This window comes from Nakamurella sp. (genome assembly GCF_048594475.1).
GTDB lineage: Bacteria > Actinomycetota > Actinomycetes > Mycobacteriales > Nakamurellaceae > Nakamurella.
This window is the reverse complement of the sequence record NZ_JBMDXT010000218.1, coordinates 23,044-40,071: the sequence shown is the minus strand read 5'-3', so window position 1 is coordinate 40,071 and position 17,028 is coordinate 23,044. Positions and strand designations below refer to the sequence as shown.

Below are 17,028 nucleotides of genomic sequence, written 5' to 3'. Positions count from 1 at the left end.
CCCGCAGGCAGGCCGGATCCGTCGTCCTCGACCACGAGGCCGACGCCAACGCCGTCCCCACCGCCACCGCCGTCGCCGATCCTGGCGTCGACGCGGACGGCGATCGTGCGGGCCCCGGCCCGGACGGCGTTGCCGGTGAGTTCGGCCAGGGCCGCGGCCAACCGCGCGGGATCGACCAGCACCGGCGCCGGCTCGGGCGGCACGTCGACCCGGATCGCCGGCGCGGCCGCCCGGCCGTTCCGATCGCCGGCGTCCGCCGCATCGGCACCGTCGGCACTGACCGCGCCGGCGGCCCGGTCGTCGAGCAGCGCGGGTACCGCTGCCGACAGGTCGACCGCCTCGACGGCCGCACCCCGGGCCCGGCCCGCCCGGCCGGCCCGCCAGGCCAGCGCGCGACCGCGGGCGGCGAGCTCCCGGAGCTGGGCGGCCCGGTGCGGTGGCTCCTGCGGTCCGAGCAACTGGGCGACCAGGGCGATGGACGACGCCTGCCCGGCGACCTCGTGGGCCGCTTCCCGGGTCTGCTCCCGGATCAGCCGGGACCGGCCCGCCAGCACGGTCGCCGCAGCCCGGGCGGCCGCGAGATCGTCGGGATGGGGCGCACTCTCGTCGGCACAGGGCAGGACGACGTCGGCGCCGGCGAGCTGGGCGGCCACGGCGGCCCGCGGGTCGGTCGACCGGACGAGGGCCACGATGGCAGTATCGGGACACGATCGGCGCACTGCAGCGACGTCGCCGCCGCGGACCACGCGGACGGTGCTCGACGCGGTGGCGTCGGCGCCGTCACCGAGGAGCTCGTGCATGGTGTTCCACTCCGCTAGGACCGGCCGGTCGCCCCGGCGCGCGCGGATGGATCGTCGCCGATGACGATGTCTCGAACGGTAGCACCGCGTCCGGCGGCGTCGGTGGTGATCATCGACGACCACCAGGTGTTCGCCGAACTGTTGGGTGAGGTGCTGACGGCCCGCGGCATGACGCTGGTCGGCACCTTCGGCACGCTCGGTGACGGCCTGGTCGCGGTCGCGGATACGACCCCCGATCTGGTCGTGCTGGACCATCGGTTGCCCGGCGCGACCGGCGCCAGCGGCGTGCGGGCATTGAAGGAACGCTCCCCAACGAGCCGGGTGCTCATGCTGACCGCCGCCGACGAACGCGCGGTGCTGCTGGAGGCGATGGACGCCGGCTGCGACGGCTTCGTCACCAAGCGGCAGGACATCGCCGAGGTGCTGGCCGCGGTCACCGCCGTGCTGCGCGGCGACACCCCCGTCTCGCCGGACATGGTCGGCGCCCTGCTCGGCAGCCGGCCGGCACCGCTGGGCGGCGACCTGACCGCGCGGGAGTCCGAGGTGCTGCAGTTGATCGGCGCCGGCCGGTCCAACCAGCAGACCGCCCGCGAACTCGGCATCAGCGTGCACACGGTCCGCAACCACGTCCAGCACATCCTGGACAAGCTCGGGGCGCACTCCCAGCTGGAGGCCGTCGCCATCGCGTCCCGGCTCGGCCTGCTGCGCTCCGATCGCGATGGTGACCCGGCCGCGGCGAGCGCGGCCCGCGGCCCGGGATCGCGTCCCGGGCGATGACGCATGACGGAATCGACCGCCGAACGGTGGGCACGGATTCCCGGCCGGCGACCCGACCGGTCGGTGACTCGGTGACCGCGCCGGGGTCGGGACTCTGTGCAGCAGTGGTGATTCCAGGGTCCGGTGTCGGTGTCGGTGTCAGTGTGGGTGTCGAGGGCGGTGGCGACCGGCGGACCGGCTGGGGCGTGTCACTCCGGATCGCCGGGGACGTCGTCCAGATCGCCTCTCGTGCCACCGCTGTCGTCCTCGGGGCGGTCGATCCGGATGGCGGACGGAGGCCGCGGGTCCGCGTGCCTCGGCGATGTCCCGTCGGGGCCGGACGCCGGCCTGACCGGCGGACGGGCCCCGGCCCGGACCCTTCGGGTGCTGGTGTGAAGACGCCGGCCGGGGCCGGCGGGCGGCCGGGACGGCTTGATCGGGGGGCGAACGGATGACCGCGCAGACACCGGACACGATCCGGCTCGACGGGCAGGACTGGCTGCTGCTCGGCACGCCGCTGGATCCGGTACTGGCGTCCGCCGGGGTGACCCGGCGGCTGGTCGCACCGCACACGGCGAACGTGCGCGGCTACGTGGCGACCTGGCGGGTCGACGCCGACGGCCGGCTGTTCCTGGATGCGGTCACCGCGACGGTGCGCGGCCTGGGGTCGGGCATCCAGACGATCCAGGGGTCCGCGGTGCTGCGCGGCGCGACGCTGCCGATGCCCGCGGACTTCGTCACCGGGCAGCTCCGGCTGGCCCGGGGCGAACAGGTCCGACACGTGCACTCCGGCTTCGACAGCGTCTGGGCGGACGAGATCCTGCTGGAGGTCGACGCGGGCCGGGTTCGATCCCGGCGCGACCTGGCTCCGGCGTCGGCGATGGGCACCGCCGGGCCCTACCAGTTGCACGAACCGCTGCTCGGCACCCTGACCGGCGGCGGCTTCGGCCAGGTCATCGCGGCCACCGACCTGGACGGGACACGACTGGTGGCGAAGGCGCCCCTCCCGCGGGGCGGCGGGAACCGTACCGAGGTGTGGTTCGACACGCCGGCCGGGCGGCGCCCCGAGCACAAGCCGGCCGAGGCCTTCCGGGCCGATCCGGCCGGGTTCCGGTCGGTCGAGATCGGTGCCGACCTGACCGCGGCGGTGCTGCGGCGGGAGGCCGAGATCCTGGAGCGGGACGGGGGCCGGCTACTCCCCCGCTCGCTGGGGCTCTGGCCGCACGAGCCGTCGGGCCTACCGGTCCTGGTGATGGAGCGCCTGGTCGGCGAGTCCCCGGAGACGCCGGGCGACGTCGACCTGGTGCTGGCGGCACTGGCCGACGCGGTCGATCGGGGAACCTTCGACGCGCACGGTGACGTCAAGCCCGAGCACGTGTTCATCGAGGACGGGGTCGTGCGGATGTGCGACCCGGCCCCACGTTTCGACGACCCGCAGCTGCGCGGGCTGACGCCGGCGTACAACCCGCGCGGGTGGGTCGGGCCGGCCGCCGATGTCGCCGCCTGCGCCAGCATCCTGCGCTACCTGCCGGACGCCGCCGACCACGAGCACGCCGGTTGGCGTTGGTGCGCCGCCGTTCTCGATTCGGCCACCCCGCCGCCGTGGATCCACTCGCACCGCGCGGCCCTGGCCGAACTGCGCCGCGAGCTGGCACCTCCGCGGGTCCCGCCGCCGGTTGGGTGGACGGTGCCGCCGTTCCCGCACGGCGGGGCCGTCCTTCCGGGCGGCCCCGGCGCGCCGGCCGGAATCGCGGGATCCGGCGGGAGCGGAGCGGCCGGCGGCGATCCGGGCGGATGGGGCGCTCCCGACGGCTTCGGCAGCGGTCTGCCGCCGGTGATGAACACCGGGCCGCTCGTCGTGGGTCCCGGCACGGCACACCCGGGGCCGTCGGGAGCCTCGGGGCCCGGGACTGGCGCCGGACCCGGGCCGGGCGCGGCGGGGCCTGGGATTGGCGGGGGCCCGTCGGGGCCCAGGACGGGCACGGGGCCCTCATGGCCCGGGCCGGCACCCTCGCCCGGGGTCGGTGGGCCGGGATCGTCCGGCCCGGGGACGTGGCCGACTCCCACCGTCCCACCGGCACCGTCCAGTCCCGCGCCGCTGCCGCCCGGCCCGACGCCACCCCCGTGGGTCTCCCCCGCGCCGGCCGACGAGCCCACGTTCGCGATGCTGGCCCTGATCCTGCGCGCGTCCGTGCTCGAGCCCGTAGATCCGACCGAGACCCGGGCCGGCGGTGTGTTCGTTGTCCCGTCCGACCACGCGGTCGCGGCGCTCGACACGATCCTGCAGGCGCTGGCGGCGACCATCGACGGGCACGCCCGCCGGTTCGGCGTGCGGCGACCGCAGGCACCCGAGATGGCGGTGATGGTCCGCCGGGCCGGCCGCGACGGCGTCACCGGCCTGCTCGCCCAGACGGTGTCGATGTCGCCCGTCAGTGTCGCCCCCGACGTGGTGTATCCCGAGCGCTCCGTTGACCTCGCCTGGAACGCCATCGCCGCCACCGACCTCGCCGCGGCCTGCCAGCACCTCGCCGCGGCCGGCCGGCCGCTGTCGACGTTCCCGGACCCCCGCCTGGCTCTGGCCGTCGTCGAGCTCGCCCAGCGGGTAGGCGGCATCCTGACCGTGGTGCGCCGGCATATCGTGGATGCGGTGCGAGACGGGGGTTGACGTATCGCCAGGTAGACCGGGCGACTAGAACTATCCGGATTCCGACCGCTAGACAATTGGCGGGCGCTTTGTGTCTGGTCGACAATTGGCCCAGGAGAAGTGGGGCGAGTGGGGCTCGAACCCACGACCTGACGGGTTGCGAGTTGCGCCCGCACTTCAGTACATCGGGTTGCCAGCCGTTAATGTCGATGAGCATCGTTCGTGCAGGTCAGAGGCACGTCCTACACGAGATTCCTCAGACCGGGTCAGCGATCAGCATCGGCATTCAGGGACCAAATGGCGAATCATGTGGCGAGTCAAGTGGCGAGCCAGGCTGCTCCGGAATCGACTGATCGCCGCCGGTGGAACCGCGGCCGGAACCCGCTCAAGGCGGGGACGCATGGCGAGATCACCACCACGGCGTGGGTGATCGACCGGGTGACGGGAAAGGAGCGTCGCCGGCGGCTCAAAGCGACCGCGGATCATTAGGCAGACAGCAAGCGCATGGTTGTGGCGTTATGGACGGCCGAGGCGTACGTCCGCACGGACAAGGGACGCACCAGGTACCAGTCCTGCGGCAAGACCAAGGACGAGGCGATCGAACGGCTCTCCCAGCGGATGAGCCCCTCAAAAGGCGATCGGCTCGCGGAGGCGCTGGCCAACGAGAGCGGACGCGTCACCGCATTCACCAACGACTCCACCCTCGGCGACGTGCTAGACGCCTGGATCACCGATCCCATCACCACGGACGCCCGAGCCGTCGGCACCGTCCTCCGCTACCGCCACGCGATCGACAAGACGATCAAGAAACGCAACGTGGCACCGCCTCGCTCGGGTCGGTATCGCTCGACCGCGTCACTCCCAGGGTCGTCACGCTGTTCCTGGCCTCCTTGACGCCTGCTATCGCCAAGAACTGCCGCGGGATCCTGCGGCAAGCCCTGACCTACGCAGTCACCAACGGCGCCAGCGCTCCCACCACCAACGGGACGTTCGCGATCCTGTCCCAGCGCGTGGAGCGCGGAACGAAGTCGCCGACGGCGCCGACCGTGCCCATCACCAAGGCCCAAGCGGCGCAGATCATCGCCGACCTCAAGGCCGACGAGAAGACCAGCAAGACGGACTTGCCCGACATCCTCACGTTCATGGCCGGCACCGGCTGCCGGACCGGTGAGGCGATTGCGCTCACTTGGACGCAATTGGACCTCGACAGCGCTGAACCAACTGCACTGATCAACGCCACGGTCAACGGCGCGGGGCGACGCCAACTGCAGACGAAGACCCGCGCCGGGGTCCGCCGACTGGCTCTCCCCTCGGCGGTGGTGACGATGCTGCAGGCGCGACTGGCAAAGGCACGCCCCGAGTCCAACCTTGTCTTCCCATCAGCGCGCGGACCCAAGAGCGATCGCGCGGAGACGCCCTACTGGATCAGCAACATCACCGGCGTCATCCGGACCGAACTGGACAGACTCGGTCACGTCGGTGTGACCGGCCGGTCCTTTCCGCAGGATGGTCGCCACAGAACTCGACAAGGCCGGGTTCACACCGCGCCAGATCGCCGATCAGCTCGGACACTCCCGGCCGTCAGTCACGATGGATGTCTACCAGAACCGAGAGGCCATGGGGCCGACCCATGTCCGAACTATTCTGTGATTTCCTGTCTCCCGTGCACTTGATCGAAGAACCACACCAGGGTCGCAGCAAGCGTCTCTCGGTTTGACTCTGTCGCCAGCACGTCGAGATCGAAACCGGGACGCAGTTCCAACTTGCCGGGAGGAATCTCCACGCCATCCATTTGGTTCAGACGCATTCGAAGTTCCTCTCGAAGTTCGACGTCGTCGAACGGAGGCCGGGTCGCCAGGTACTGGAACACCACCTCGACGCGTCCGGATGGGTAGATGACCATCGGCCAGATTGATTCGCCCGGTCGCAGCGGGCATTCTGTCAAGGCGAATGCGGAGGTCTCGGCCGACGAGCCGTACTCGACAATGCCGCCGATGGCAGTCCAGCCGTTGAGGATCGCGATCACGCCGTGAACCGTGTTGGGTTCCTGCACGTCACCCAGTTGAGTCAGGAACTTGTCGCGTCGATCAGCTTCCGGTCCTGGAGGAAGGTCTCGCAGCTCGCCAACGGCGCCCGGCTCCGTCAGGCCACACAAGGTCGCAAGCTTCTCGAGACCGGCCCGCTGCTCCTGCTCTGCCCGGCCCTGCTCGTCGAAGACGACGCCTTCGGCCACCAGCAGATCTCGCGGATCATCAGTCCGGGTGGGATCGAGCCATTTGAACCCCGGTGACACCCGACCGTCGACCTGAAGGACGCGGTGCGCGTTCGGAATCGGCTTCGTCGCCAGTCGCATGCCGACCGGCACCGGATGACTTCCGATCAGGGCTGCAAGATCGCCGTAGCTTGTCCATGACCCGGCCGGGAGTTCCCTGAGGGCGCGATTGACCAGGTCCCAACGGATGCCTGCATCGTCGTCGGCGACGTCGAGCGGACCGGGCCAGATCGTCGCGATGCGTTCGGCCAGTCGCCGCCCCCGGTCGAGGATCTCCGTCCGTCCCCATCGATCCTGTGCGGCGATCTCCTTGTTCATGGCGAGTCCGCTGGCGGCGAGCTTCTCCCGTTTGATGCCGAACGGACTATTGCTCAGGCTCTGGTTGTATCCGGTCAGGGTCAGATTCCCCAGAGTGTGGACGAGTGATTCATGGACCAGGCCAACGTCCTCACCGTCCGCCAGGTCCAGGGCGAGTTCTTTTTCGCCTGCCGCGGTCAGCTTCTGCGGCAGCACGTGCTCGATCGTCAGGTTCTTCAGACCCACTGGTTCTTTGCTGGCGTAGGACTCCTCGAGCCAGGCCAGGACCAGGAACCGCTGACCGGCGCGACCCGACAGGTAGAACGGCCGCGACCCGATGGCCTCTGCGAGCTGGCGATTGGTGGCGAAGTGCTTGCGGCCGATGGAGAGGAACCGATGGACGGCCTGGTCCACCGGAAGCCTCCGGTCCATCTCCTGGGGCGCCGACAGCAGGATCCGGTTGAGATTGCCGGTGGCCCAGCCGGTAATCAGCCGGCGGACCAGGAAGCTCTCGACGATCAGCAGGGCGGCGGCGACCTGTTCCGATGTGGCTTCCTTCCGCTCGCGCAGGTGGAGCAGATGCAGGGTCAACGGGTGCACGGTGGTGCTTCCCCACTCGGCGAGCCGGACCAGACGGTGCCGCACATCCGCGTCGCTCTCGCGTGTGGGATCGAGAATCGTCTTGTACAGCGAGCCCAGGACACCGAGCCGCCGTACCTCGTCCTCGATCTGCGCCTCGTCGGCGAGTCGATCGAGACGCACCTGATGACGCGCATACACATCGGTTTGCTTTGTCTTCGGGTCGTCGTGCACCAGGTCGATCCAGAACAGCTGCTCAAGCTGCTCAGCGGTGAACATGTCCTGCAACGGCAGCCACAGGGTGTGGTAGACGTTCTCCGCCCGGGTCGGCATCCTCATGAACAGGTAGTTCCGGAGCAGATCACCCTGGGTCAGCCGCAGCCCGGTGTTGTTCAGGGATTCGAAAATCCGATGGACGTTGTCGCCGTGTTGGGCAGTGACCGCGACGAGTGCAAGCCCCGAAATGACGGCGTCTTCGATGCGTTCGATGTCGAAGGGATCGTCGGGGTCGTCCGCCTGCTCCAGCTGGGTCCGGAAGTAGCGGTAGGCCGCCCCGACGGGATCAGTCCCACCGGCCTGAGGGGTCGAGTAGAGGCAGGCCTCGTACGCGGGTCGGTCGGCCTGGGTCGGGACGAACTTGAGCTTCTGGTTCTCGGGCTTCCACTTGTTCTGCAGGTACAGCTCGTTGATCCGGTCCCGGTGCTCGGAATCTTCCGTCGTTGCGCGGTGATCGCGGACGGCGCAGAGCAGGAGCGACAACGTCGTCATCCGTTGCTGGCCGTCCACGACGAGGAACCGCTGTACCCCGGTCGGTCCGATCGACGGGCTCGGCGCGAGAACCAGCGAGCCCACGAAGTGCGTGGCGCCCGGCGTGTCGACCCGATCCTCGGCAAGCTTGGCGATGTCGTCCCAGAGCCGCGCCAGTTGGGCCGTCGACCACGAGTACGTCCGCTGGTACAGCGGAACCTGATACTGCTTCGTCCCTTCCAGGAGAGCTTGCAGCGTCGTCTCTTCCGCAGCAACCATGGTCATCCTTCCTGTCGTGTCGAGTGCCGGACCGCGTCATTGCATCGGGGTCTGTGGGCTCGATGGTCACCGGCGCTCCACCACCACCAGCTCATCCCGCGCCCTCGTCGCCGCGACATAGACCAACGACCGCTGCCGAAGCTGCGCATCCTTGCGCTCCGATTCGGCCATCTCGGCCAGTCGTGCCGCCTCGGCGTCGCTGGACCAGCCGACGTCGGTGAGTACAACCCGTGAGAATTCCATGCCCTTGGCCCGGTGCATGGTCATCACGAGGACGTTGTCCGCAGGCGGCTTCTCGCGGTCGACGGCGCGCGCCGACACCCCCGCCTCCACCAGTCGGGCGGCGACCCGGTCGCGTTGGTACCGGTCGGGCACCAGGACGGCGATGGTCTCCGTTGATGTTCCCCCGGAGGTCCATTCCTGGACGCGTTCGACGACCTCGTCGAGCTCCGACCCGAGAGTCGGGGCGACCGACACCACCGGCGCGGGGCCGGATCTGGCGGACCGGTAGTCGGTCGACTCGGCAACGTCCTCGAGATCGGTGTAATCGCCCCCCTCCAGGATGGTCAGGGCGTAGCGCAGGTTCTGGCGGGTGGTCCGGTAGTTCAAGGTGAGTCGCTGGGATCGACCGACGATCTTGATCCCGTACCGGCCGAGGACGGTCCTGGGCCCGTAGATCCGCTGATGCGAGTCCTCGGCGATGAACAGGTCGTCCGGCCCCTCAGCAACGGCCGCGCGGAGCATCTGCCAGTGCACCGGCGACAGGTCCTGCCCCTCGTCGACCAGGACGTGGTCGGCCGGCCGGCGGGTGGGATCGGCCCCCAGCACGGCGGCGGCCACGGCCGCCGCCTCGAGGAAGTCGAGGGTTCCGTCGACCGCGGCCCGCCGCCGGTAGGCGTCGATCAGCTCCCAGACCGCGGTTCGCCGGCCGCGGTCCAGCGCCACCCCACGACCAGGCCGGCGCACCCGCAGGTACTCCTCCAGGGTCCGGACCCGGTTGGGCAGGACGATCAGCGAGTACTCGCCCACCAGGAACGCCTCATTGGCCAGATCGGGATCCAGGCGCCCGCCACCGGACTCGACCACCTGCCGCCAGAGCGTGGGGTCCGTCCGCTTCGCGGCGGCGGGGCGTCGGTGCCCGAGGACGGCCTCGGCGGCCCCGTCGAGTACCGGCGCCGGGACCGACCGAAGGACCGCGGCGGCCAGGGCGTCGACGCCACGGATGAACACGCCGGGTTGGCCGAGCGAACCGGCGACGGGAACATCGGGATCCAGCCGACGCAGGCTGTCCGCGAGCGCGTCGGCGAGGTTGGTCGTGAAGGTCGTCAACAGGATCCGGTGGCCGGGGTGCGCGCGGTGCAGGGCCCTGGCCCGGTGGACCACGACCACCGTCTTCCCGGTTCCCGCTCCCCCGGACAGTCGGAACGGCCCGTTGTAGCGCCGCCCGACGTACTTGCGCTGCTCCGGGTGCAGGAAGATCCGCCAGGCGCCGAAGTCCCCGGCCTCGATGACGCGCCGCAGTTCCTCCTGGTCCTCGATGAAGGTGAACTGAGCGCGGGCCGCCGGTTGGTTGAAGGACTCGATGAGGTCCTGGTTCTCGTCCCCGGACTCGGTCGGCTTCTCCAGGTCGAGCCGTTGCGCGATCTCGTCGATCGGGTCACCGGCCGCGACATCCACCAGCAGTAGACCGACCCATCCTTCGTGTCGTTCGGCGACCGCGAGCACGGCGTCCTCGTCGGCGGCCGCCATGGCCTCGTCCGCCACCGCGGGCGGCAACCCGAGCCGCTCGACGAGGTCGTCCCGCGACACACCGAGTCCGACCAGGAACGGTTCCGATGGGGTGGATTGCTCCGGCGCCCGGGTCAGTGGTGCCGGGGCCGGTGGTGCCGGTTCCGCGTTGTCGAACTCCGGCAGTCCGTTGATCGGGTTGATCCTCAGCACGGTCCGGCGCGCCTCGGCGATCGCGTCGTCGTGCGGCCAGACCCCGTGGACGACGTAGACCGGCTCGCCCTTGGTGTCGATCCGGAACAGGACGGCGCGCCAGAACTTGTCGACCCGTCCGGTCCTGGCCTTGGGGTCGGCGCTGCCGTTGATCTTCTCGATGTGCAGCCCGGAGGTGGTGTCGTCGGCCGCGAGCTTCTGCAGGAAGGTCATGGCCTTGGCCTTGATGGATCCGTCCATCTTGTTGGCCAGGGCCGTCATGATCAGGGTCGGCATCAGTCCCCCTCGTGATCGGCGGCGAGCGCGGCCGCGATGGCGGCGCCGACGGTGGTGGGGTCGGGCGGCAGGACCTGCCAGCCGGCGGATTCGAGGTCCTGACGGTCCGCGTCCGGCATGTCGTTGACCGCAACCGTCACCCGATACCGCGGCCAGGCGATGTCCAGCGGAATGCCCTGGGGCCCTTCGGGTCCGATCTCGGGCACGGGGATCCCCGGACGGCTGCTGAGCGCCCGGAGCAACCGCCGCTCGGCATCGGTACCCGAGGCCGACCAGGCCGGCCGCCACTGTTCGGGAACCTGTTCGGCCGCAGCGGATCCGGCATCACCGGCAACAGTTCCGCCGGTCCCGGCGGCACCGACCAGGGACGCCACGGTGACGGTGGTCGGCCCGTCCCGCAGCGCGAGTGCGTTGGCCAGGGCCAACCAGGCGCGCCAGGCCGCTCGGTGCCCCTCGGAGGCCAGGGCGGCGGGTCGGTCGTCCAGCACGACCGCGATGGCGATCCGGCCCTGCGGGAGGGGCTCCAGGACGGTGACGAGAGGCCCCTCGTGCCGCACCTGCACCCGACGGGCTCCCGTGGGCGGCGTAGTGCCGCCCAGCACGTCACGGCCGATCTCCGCCAGGGACACTGCCGAGTCCACCGACATAGGTCGGGAGGGCCGGGCCATGAAGATCGGCAGGCCGCGCGCCGCGAGGCGCCGCTCATCGATCTCGGGGTCGGTCAACCAGCCGGCCAACCAGTCGATCGGCGGGCGACGGGCCTCGTCGTAGGCGCGTTGGGTGGCCGGGAACCGGGTGATGACGGCCGGTCTCGCGGCCACGTCGTACCAGGCTGCGTCCGGGGATCGGCCGGACTCGGCGGCGTCGACGTCGGTGGCGGTCACCGACAGCACGACGTGGCCGGCCTCCCGCAGCAGTGCCCGTTTGGCCGCGTCGTCGGCCAGACGGTTCGCGGAGACCGATGCGTGGTGGGCGGCGCCGTCGACGAAGATCGCCACCGCGGGCACGGCGGTATCGGTGGACTGCAGCACGAAGTCGGGCCGGGAGTTCAGCAGGTTGACCTGCGGGACCAGCCGCCACACGACGGCCGACCCGGGAACCGTTGCCTGCACCGTGTTGCCCCAGGCACCGGGGGTCTCGGTGACCGACGCACTCATGGCCCGCAGCCGGGCCACGAAGGCGGCCCGGAACCGTTGTTCCAGGTAGGACTCGGCCGATTCGGTCTCGGGGTGGTCGGTCAACCGCCAGGTCGCGGCGACGGGGGCGTTCGGATCGGAGTCGATGCCCAGCAGGGTCTGCAGGTGGCGCTGCGCGGCGGCCCGGGCCACGACGGCGAGCTGCCGGGTGGGCGCGAAGGGCAGCAGGCACCGGTGGCAGGCGAGCCGATCCTCCGTCTGGCAGGGGCAGGAGCGCACCACCTCCCAGGCGGCGGTCAGGATGTCGCGCAGCCGCTCGGGCTCGGCGAGCCCGGCCAGGTAGCCGGTCCCGCCGGGGACGACGTCGTGCAGCAGCAGCGCCTCCCGGGTCAGGCCCTGCCCGCCGGCGGGGCTGTGGATGTGCTCGACCTGGAGGTGGTCGGGGTGGCCGCCGAGCAGCTCGCGCATGCCCAGCAGCACGGCCGCAGTCAGGCTGGGCACGGCGAACAGGTCGCCGACGGTGATCGTCGGCGGCAGATCCAACAGCAGCCCCTGGGTGCGCAGGGTGCGGGTGAGGGCCACCTCGACGGTGTGCTCGTCGGGGTCGGTGCGGTACCGGCACCAGGCGCGATGCTCGTACGGCAGGTTGACCGCGGCGGCCGAATCGAGCTTCCCGCAGCCGGCGCACACCCGGAACAACGGCCCGGTGACGCGTTGCCCGGCCAGGTCGCGGGTGGCCCCACCGCCCCGGGGACCCAGATTCACCCACTGCAGGTCGACGCGGCGCAGGTAGCGACAGCGCAGCCCGACATCCTGGGCGTACCAGGACCGGGTGACGTGGGCGGCGTCGATGTCAGCCGTGCACACGATCTCGAACGACCGCTGGTACCGCTGGTCGCTGCGGTCGGTGACGCCGGCCTCGTCCCGGCGGACCTCGGCGGTGACGTGGGTGAGCTGGACGGTGTCCAGCACCTGGCCGCTGTCCCCCAGCCCGGCCGACCCGCAGCGGGGGCAGGTCGGGCCGACCCCACCGGGGGTGCCGGCCGGTAGCACCGGGTCGGAATACCCGCAGCGTGGGCAGTAGCGCCGCGACTGCACCGACACTCCGTCGACGCCCAGGTCGATCGCGTCGATCGCGATCTCCATGCCCCGGGCGTAAAAGCGGTTGCCGGGGGCGAAATCCCGGATGGCCTGCGCCGACCCGCGTTGCAGCTGGGTGTGCTCGTGATGTGTCTGGCGGGTGTCGGGATCGGTCCAGGACAGGCCCACGTCCAGGGTGACCCGATCGTCGAGCAGGGTGTAGTTCGGCAGGATCCCGTACTGCTCCAGGACCCCGATCCAGTAGTCGCTCTGCAGTCCGGCCAGCCGCCCCCGGGTGAGCTTGAGGGCGGAGCGGGCCGAGCGCAGCGCAAACCGGTCGTCGTCGGTGACGGCGGGCGATTCGACAGCGGCCTCCAGGGCGGGGATCAGCGCATCCACCGTCTTCGCCCTGGCCTCCAGTTCGGCGACCGTCGCCCGCCACAGTTCGATCGCGGTGCGCAGGTGGTCGGCGAACCGGCTGGAGCGCGGCCCGTGGTCGGCCCGGGTCCAATCGACGAGGTCGTCGTGGATCGTCGGAGGAAGGCTGCCGAATGCGGCGCCGAACCCGGAGACCTGGCCGTGCGGGTCGGATTCGGCCAGCGCGACCACGCCGCCGAGGAAGGTGTTCGGTTCGGTGGAGCCGAGCGCGGTCCGAGCCGAATGCGGTTGGCGTCGGGTGCCGTCGCGGGCGATGCGGTCGAGCAGGTGGGCGGTGAACTGCCGCCGCAGGATCTCCTCCGCCTGCAAGTAGGTGGCCGGCGCCCGGACCTCGCCGTTGATCACAGACAGCGGGTCGCCGAGCTTGGGCAGGTGCTCACCCCGCCCGGTGACGAAGGCCAGGTCGAGGGCGTTGCCGGTGAGCCGTCCGGCGCGGCCGATCCGCTGCAGGTAGGACGCGACGGTCCGCGGCAGCGACCCGAGGAACACCGCGGACAGGTCGCCGATGTCGATGCCCATCTCCAGGGTCGGCGTGGCCACCAGCACGTTCGGCGCCTGCGGGTCGCCACCGGAGCGTTTGAACCCCTCCTCGTAGGCAAGCCGGACCGCGTCCTCCAGCAGGCTGGTGTGTTCACGGGCGACGATGCGTCGTGAATCGGTCGACGCGTACAGGGTGCGGTAGAAGTCGCCGTCGATGGGCTTCGACAGGTACTGCATCCGGCCGGCACAGCGGTCGACCAGGCACGGGCCGTCGACCAGTTGCGCGATGGTGTCCGGTGAGCCGGGGGTCGGGGTCCGGCAGGTGTCGCAGATCAATTGGTGCCGGCCGGCTCTCGCGACATCCGGGTCGGTGGCCCGGATCAGGACGCGGGCCGTCGGCAGGGAGTAGGTGATCGCCCCGGTCGGGCTGGTCCGGGTGGCCAGGACCCCGTCGCGGTGGAGACGATCCAGCAGGCCGCGGACCAGATGGGCACCGTCGCCGGGGCCCACCCCGAGCGCCTTGGACGTCCAGCGGGCGTACCAGGACTGCGCTCCGGTGACCGGGTCGAGACTGGTGTCGCTGCGGGTGTTCGCGGTGCCACCGACCCGCGGGTAGCCGGGCGCCGGCCGCCCCGGCGGGAACGCGGGCATTCCCTCGTCGCGGGGCCGCCCGCCGGAGATGGACCAGCGGTTGCCGTCGTCGTCCCGGTACCGGTCGAACCACTGGTGGTCGACGGCGCCGCGGGTACGCATACGTTCGAGGACGCCGCGAACCCAGCGGATCAGGCTCGCATTGTCGGGTTCGCCCCCGGAGTCGAGGGTGGGGGTGAAGCCGAGGGTGCGGAAGGTGGACCGGGCGGTACCGGCCAGCCGTTCCGGGGGTCCGGCGTCGACGTCGGCGGAGGCGGAACCGGTCAGCTCGAGAGTGCGGCCGGTGCGTGAATTGAGGCCGAACTCCAGGGCGATGTCCAGGGCCAGGCGGAGCCGGACCCGTTCCCGGACGGCCGGTTTGGCCGCCATCTGGCGCGGCGCCTTCCAGAACGGCTTGAATCCGTCGCGGTCGGCGCAGTCGGGGTGCAGCAGCCGGTAGCGGGCGAAGGAGTCGTCGCCGGCCCGGCGGAGCACGGTGTCCAGAAGTTCGTCGAGGGTGATCGGATCCTGGGCGAGCGCGGTGCGCAGGACGCTGCGCAGGGTGAGGGTGTGCGAGCGGGCCTGGACGAAGCCGGCCCGATGCGCGGCATCCTGGACGGAATCGGTGAAGACGAGGGCTTTCTTCTCCCGCGCGTCGAGGCTGCCGGAGCCGAACAGGGCGCTGAGCGACACCGACAGCAGGGTGGCGATGGCGCTGCCGAGGAAGCGAATGCCGTCCGGGGTGCCGCAGGACGGGCAGTGGTCGTCACGGGCGTGCTCGTCGGCGCGGGCTCCGGTGGTGGTGAGGACGGGCAGCACCCGTCCCTGCCGGACGTCCGGATCGTCGTCGTCGGGCGCGCGGCCGAGCAGTTCGCGGCGGGTGACGTGCCACCAGACCAGGCCGGGGTGCCGCTTGTCGGCGTCAGCGGCGGCGGCACCCTCCCGGGGGGCGAACAGCAGGGCGCGGAACCGTCCCTGCCGGAGCAGGTGCAGGCGGCGGATGTCGGTGTCGTCGGCGGCGAGGCCCTCGCCGACCGGCGCGAGGGCCACACCCCAGCCGGACCGCCCACAGAGCCGGCAGTAGACGGCCGGGAATCCGGGACGCACGTCCTGTTCGATGTCCTGGGCTGCGGGCGGTCCGTCGTCGGCCCAGCGGAAGCGGGCGACGGACGATGCCTCCCGGTCGATCCGGGTGAGTTCCCGCACCCAGAGATGGGTTTCGACGGAGGCGGCGTTTCGGCCGACCCGGCTGCGTAGGTGCCCGAGCATGGCGACGACGGCCGAGACGGTGCGGCGCCAGGCGTCTTTTCGTTCACCCGCGGCGGGCCCGGCGACGGTGGTGACGAGGTCGTCGAGGTGAATCGCGTCGGTGGTGGCTCCGACGACGGCAGCCACCAGCGGGCTGGTCTTCGCCAGGGCCAGGAGGGCGTGCGGGTCTTCCATCCCGAGGCGGGGGTGGAGCGTGGGGTCGCCCACGAACAGCAGCGGGAGCAGGGTCCGGGTCAGGTCCGCGCCGGAGGGGTCGCGATCGAGGCTGCCGACCGCATCTCCGACGGCGACGGGGTCGATCTTGTCGATCGTCAACGGTTCGAGCAGGTTGAGGCGTCCGGGGTCGCCGGCGAGCCATTCGGCAAGCGGGATACGGGTCTCGGTGACGACGACGTCGGTTCGGAACTCGTCGCCGAAGACGGTGCGGGCGAAGTCGAGCATGGTGGCGGGGTCGCCCTTGTCGCCGAGCGTGGCGGAGGTGGCGACGGGCACCATGAGGCCGAGGGGCCGGTTCCGGTCGGCATCGGTGAGGTCCGGGTCGTCGGCGCGCCAGTGGCTCTTCAGGGTCAGCCCCAGGCGGCGCAGCAGCATGGCGACGTCGGTGCCCTGCGCGCCGTCGTAGGTGTGAAACTCGTCGAGGACGAGGTAGCGCAGGCTGGTGGCCGACGTGCGCCAGATGCCCTGGTCCTCCCGGCGGAGCAGCAGCTGGTCGAGCATCTTGTAGTTGGTCAGCAGGATGTCGGGTGGCTCGTCCCGGATGACATCGCGGTCGGTGATCAGCCCGTCCGCGGTGACCCGGTCGCGCGGCGGCCCGTCCTGCCCGGTGTAAAGGGCGGCGGTGACGCCGGCCAGTTTGGCATGCCCGGTGATGATCCGGGCCAGCCGGGACGCCTGATCGTTGGCCAACGCATTCATCGGATAGAGGATGAGCGCCTTCGTCCCGGTGACGCCGGTCTGCCGGGCGCGGCGGACGTGGTCGAGGATCGGGTACAGGAACGACTCGGTCTTGCCCGAGCCGGTCCCGGTGGTGACCAGCGTCGGTTTCGCCCGGCGGGTGGTGCCGTCCGGATGCCAGGTGGACAGCCGGGCGAACGCCGCGGCCTGATGGCCGTACGGCGGCGGCCCGGCGTACCACTCCAGGGCCTGTGGCAGGTCGAGGTCGGCGGGCCGGAACGGCAGCCGGATCCGGAGGTACGGGCCTTTGAACATGCCGTCCGTCGGATGCTTCAGGAACGCGTCCAGCACCTCCCGCACATCCTGATCGGCCAGGGCGAACGTGGTGGTCAGGTAGTCGGTGATGCTCCGGCGGATCCGGTGCGCCTGGACCGTGGGCAGCAGTTCACTCATGCGGGACGTCCGCTCGTTCCTCGCGGAGGTCCCGACCGGTGCAAGTGATTCGTTCGG

7 protein-coding genes and 1 pseudogene are annotated in these 17,028 nt (G+C 71.1%); 4 read left to right on the top strand and 4 right to left on the bottom strand.

Translation table 11 applies throughout. The features are described 5' to 3' along the window. Positions 1-800 (bottom strand): annotated as a pseudogene (locus tag ACOJUF_RS10315) (hypothetical protein); the annotation flags it as partial. Between the two features lie 60 nt (positions 801-860). Between ACOJUF_RS10315 and ACOJUF_RS10310 the strand changes: the two are divergent. From ACOJUF_RS10310 to ACOJUF_RS10295, 4 genes are all read left to right on the top strand, one after another. After that, positions 861-1,577 (top strand): response regulator, encoded by a 717-nt coding sequence (locus ACOJUF_RS10310; RefSeq protein ID WP_420121762.1) that lies wholly within the window; start codon positions 861-863, stop codon positions 1,575-1,577. Between the two features lie 430 nt (positions 1,578-2,007). Next, positions 2,008-4,221 carry a hypothetical protein gene (locus ACOJUF_RS10305; RefSeq protein ID WP_420121761.1) on the top strand — a complete coding sequence of 738 codons (2,214 nt, stop codon included), beginning with the start codon at positions 2,008-2,010 and terminating at the stop codon, positions 4,219-4,221. 483 nt (positions 4,222-4,704) lie between these two features. After that, entirely contained in the window at positions 4,705-5,094 is a 390-nt protein-coding gene (locus tag ACOJUF_RS10300; RefSeq protein ID WP_420121760.1) for a hypothetical protein, read from the top strand. After that, entirely contained in the window at positions 5,091-5,873 is a 783-nt protein-coding gene (locus ACOJUF_RS10295) for a tyrosine-type recombinase/integrase (protein WP_420121759.1), read from the top strand. Before ACOJUF_RS10300 ends, ACOJUF_RS10295 begins: the two co-directional genes overlap by 4 nt. Here the strand turns inward: ACOJUF_RS10295 and ACOJUF_RS10290 are convergent. From ACOJUF_RS10290 to ACOJUF_RS10280, 3 genes are all read right to left on the bottom strand, one after another. Then, positions 5,840-8,374 carry a GmrSD restriction endonuclease domain-containing protein gene (locus ACOJUF_RS10290; RefSeq protein WP_420121764.1) on the bottom strand — a complete coding sequence of 845 codons (2,535 nt, stop codon included), beginning with the start codon at positions 8,372-8,374 and terminating at the stop codon, positions 5,840-5,842. The two genes, ACOJUF_RS10295 and ACOJUF_RS10290, sit on opposite strands and share 34 nt — an antisense overlap. Positions 8,375-8,440: 66 nt before the next feature. After that, entirely contained in the window at positions 8,441-10,591 is a 2,151-nt protein-coding gene (locus ACOJUF_RS10285) for a 3'-5' exonuclease (protein ID WP_420121758.1), read from the bottom strand. Next, positions 10,591-16,971 (bottom strand): DEAD/DEAH box helicase, encoded by a 6,381-nt coding sequence (locus tag ACOJUF_RS10280; protein WP_420121757.1) that lies wholly within the window; start codon positions 16,969-16,971, stop codon positions 10,591-10,593. Before ACOJUF_RS10280 ends, ACOJUF_RS10285 begins: the two co-directional genes overlap by 1 nt. Between the last annotated feature and the right edge of the window lie 57 nt (positions 16,972-17,028).

Coding starts and splice junctions, on each gene's coding strand:
- ACOJUF_RS10310 (WP_420121762.1), top strand. CDS start 861: ATGACGATGTCTCGAACGGTAGCACCGCGTCCGGCGGCGTCGGTGGTG.
- ACOJUF_RS10305 (WP_420121761.1), top strand. CDS start 2,008: ATGACCGCGCAGACACCGGACACGATCCGGCTCGACGGGCAGGACTGG.
- ACOJUF_RS10300 (WP_420121760.1), top strand. CDS start 4,705: ATGGTTGTGGCGTTATGGACGGCCGAGGCGTACGTCCGCACGGACAAG.
- ACOJUF_RS10290 (WP_420121764.1), bottom strand. CDS start 8,374: ATGGTTGCTGCGGAAGAGACGACGCTGCAAGCTCTCCTGGAAGGGACG.
- ACOJUF_RS10285 (WP_420121758.1), bottom strand. CDS start 10,591: ATGCCGACCCTGATCATGACGGCCCTGGCCAACAAGATGGACGGATCC.
- ACOJUF_RS10280 (WP_420121757.1), bottom strand. CDS start 16,971: ATGAGTGAACTGCTGCCCACGGTCCAGGCGCACCGGATCCGCCGGAGC.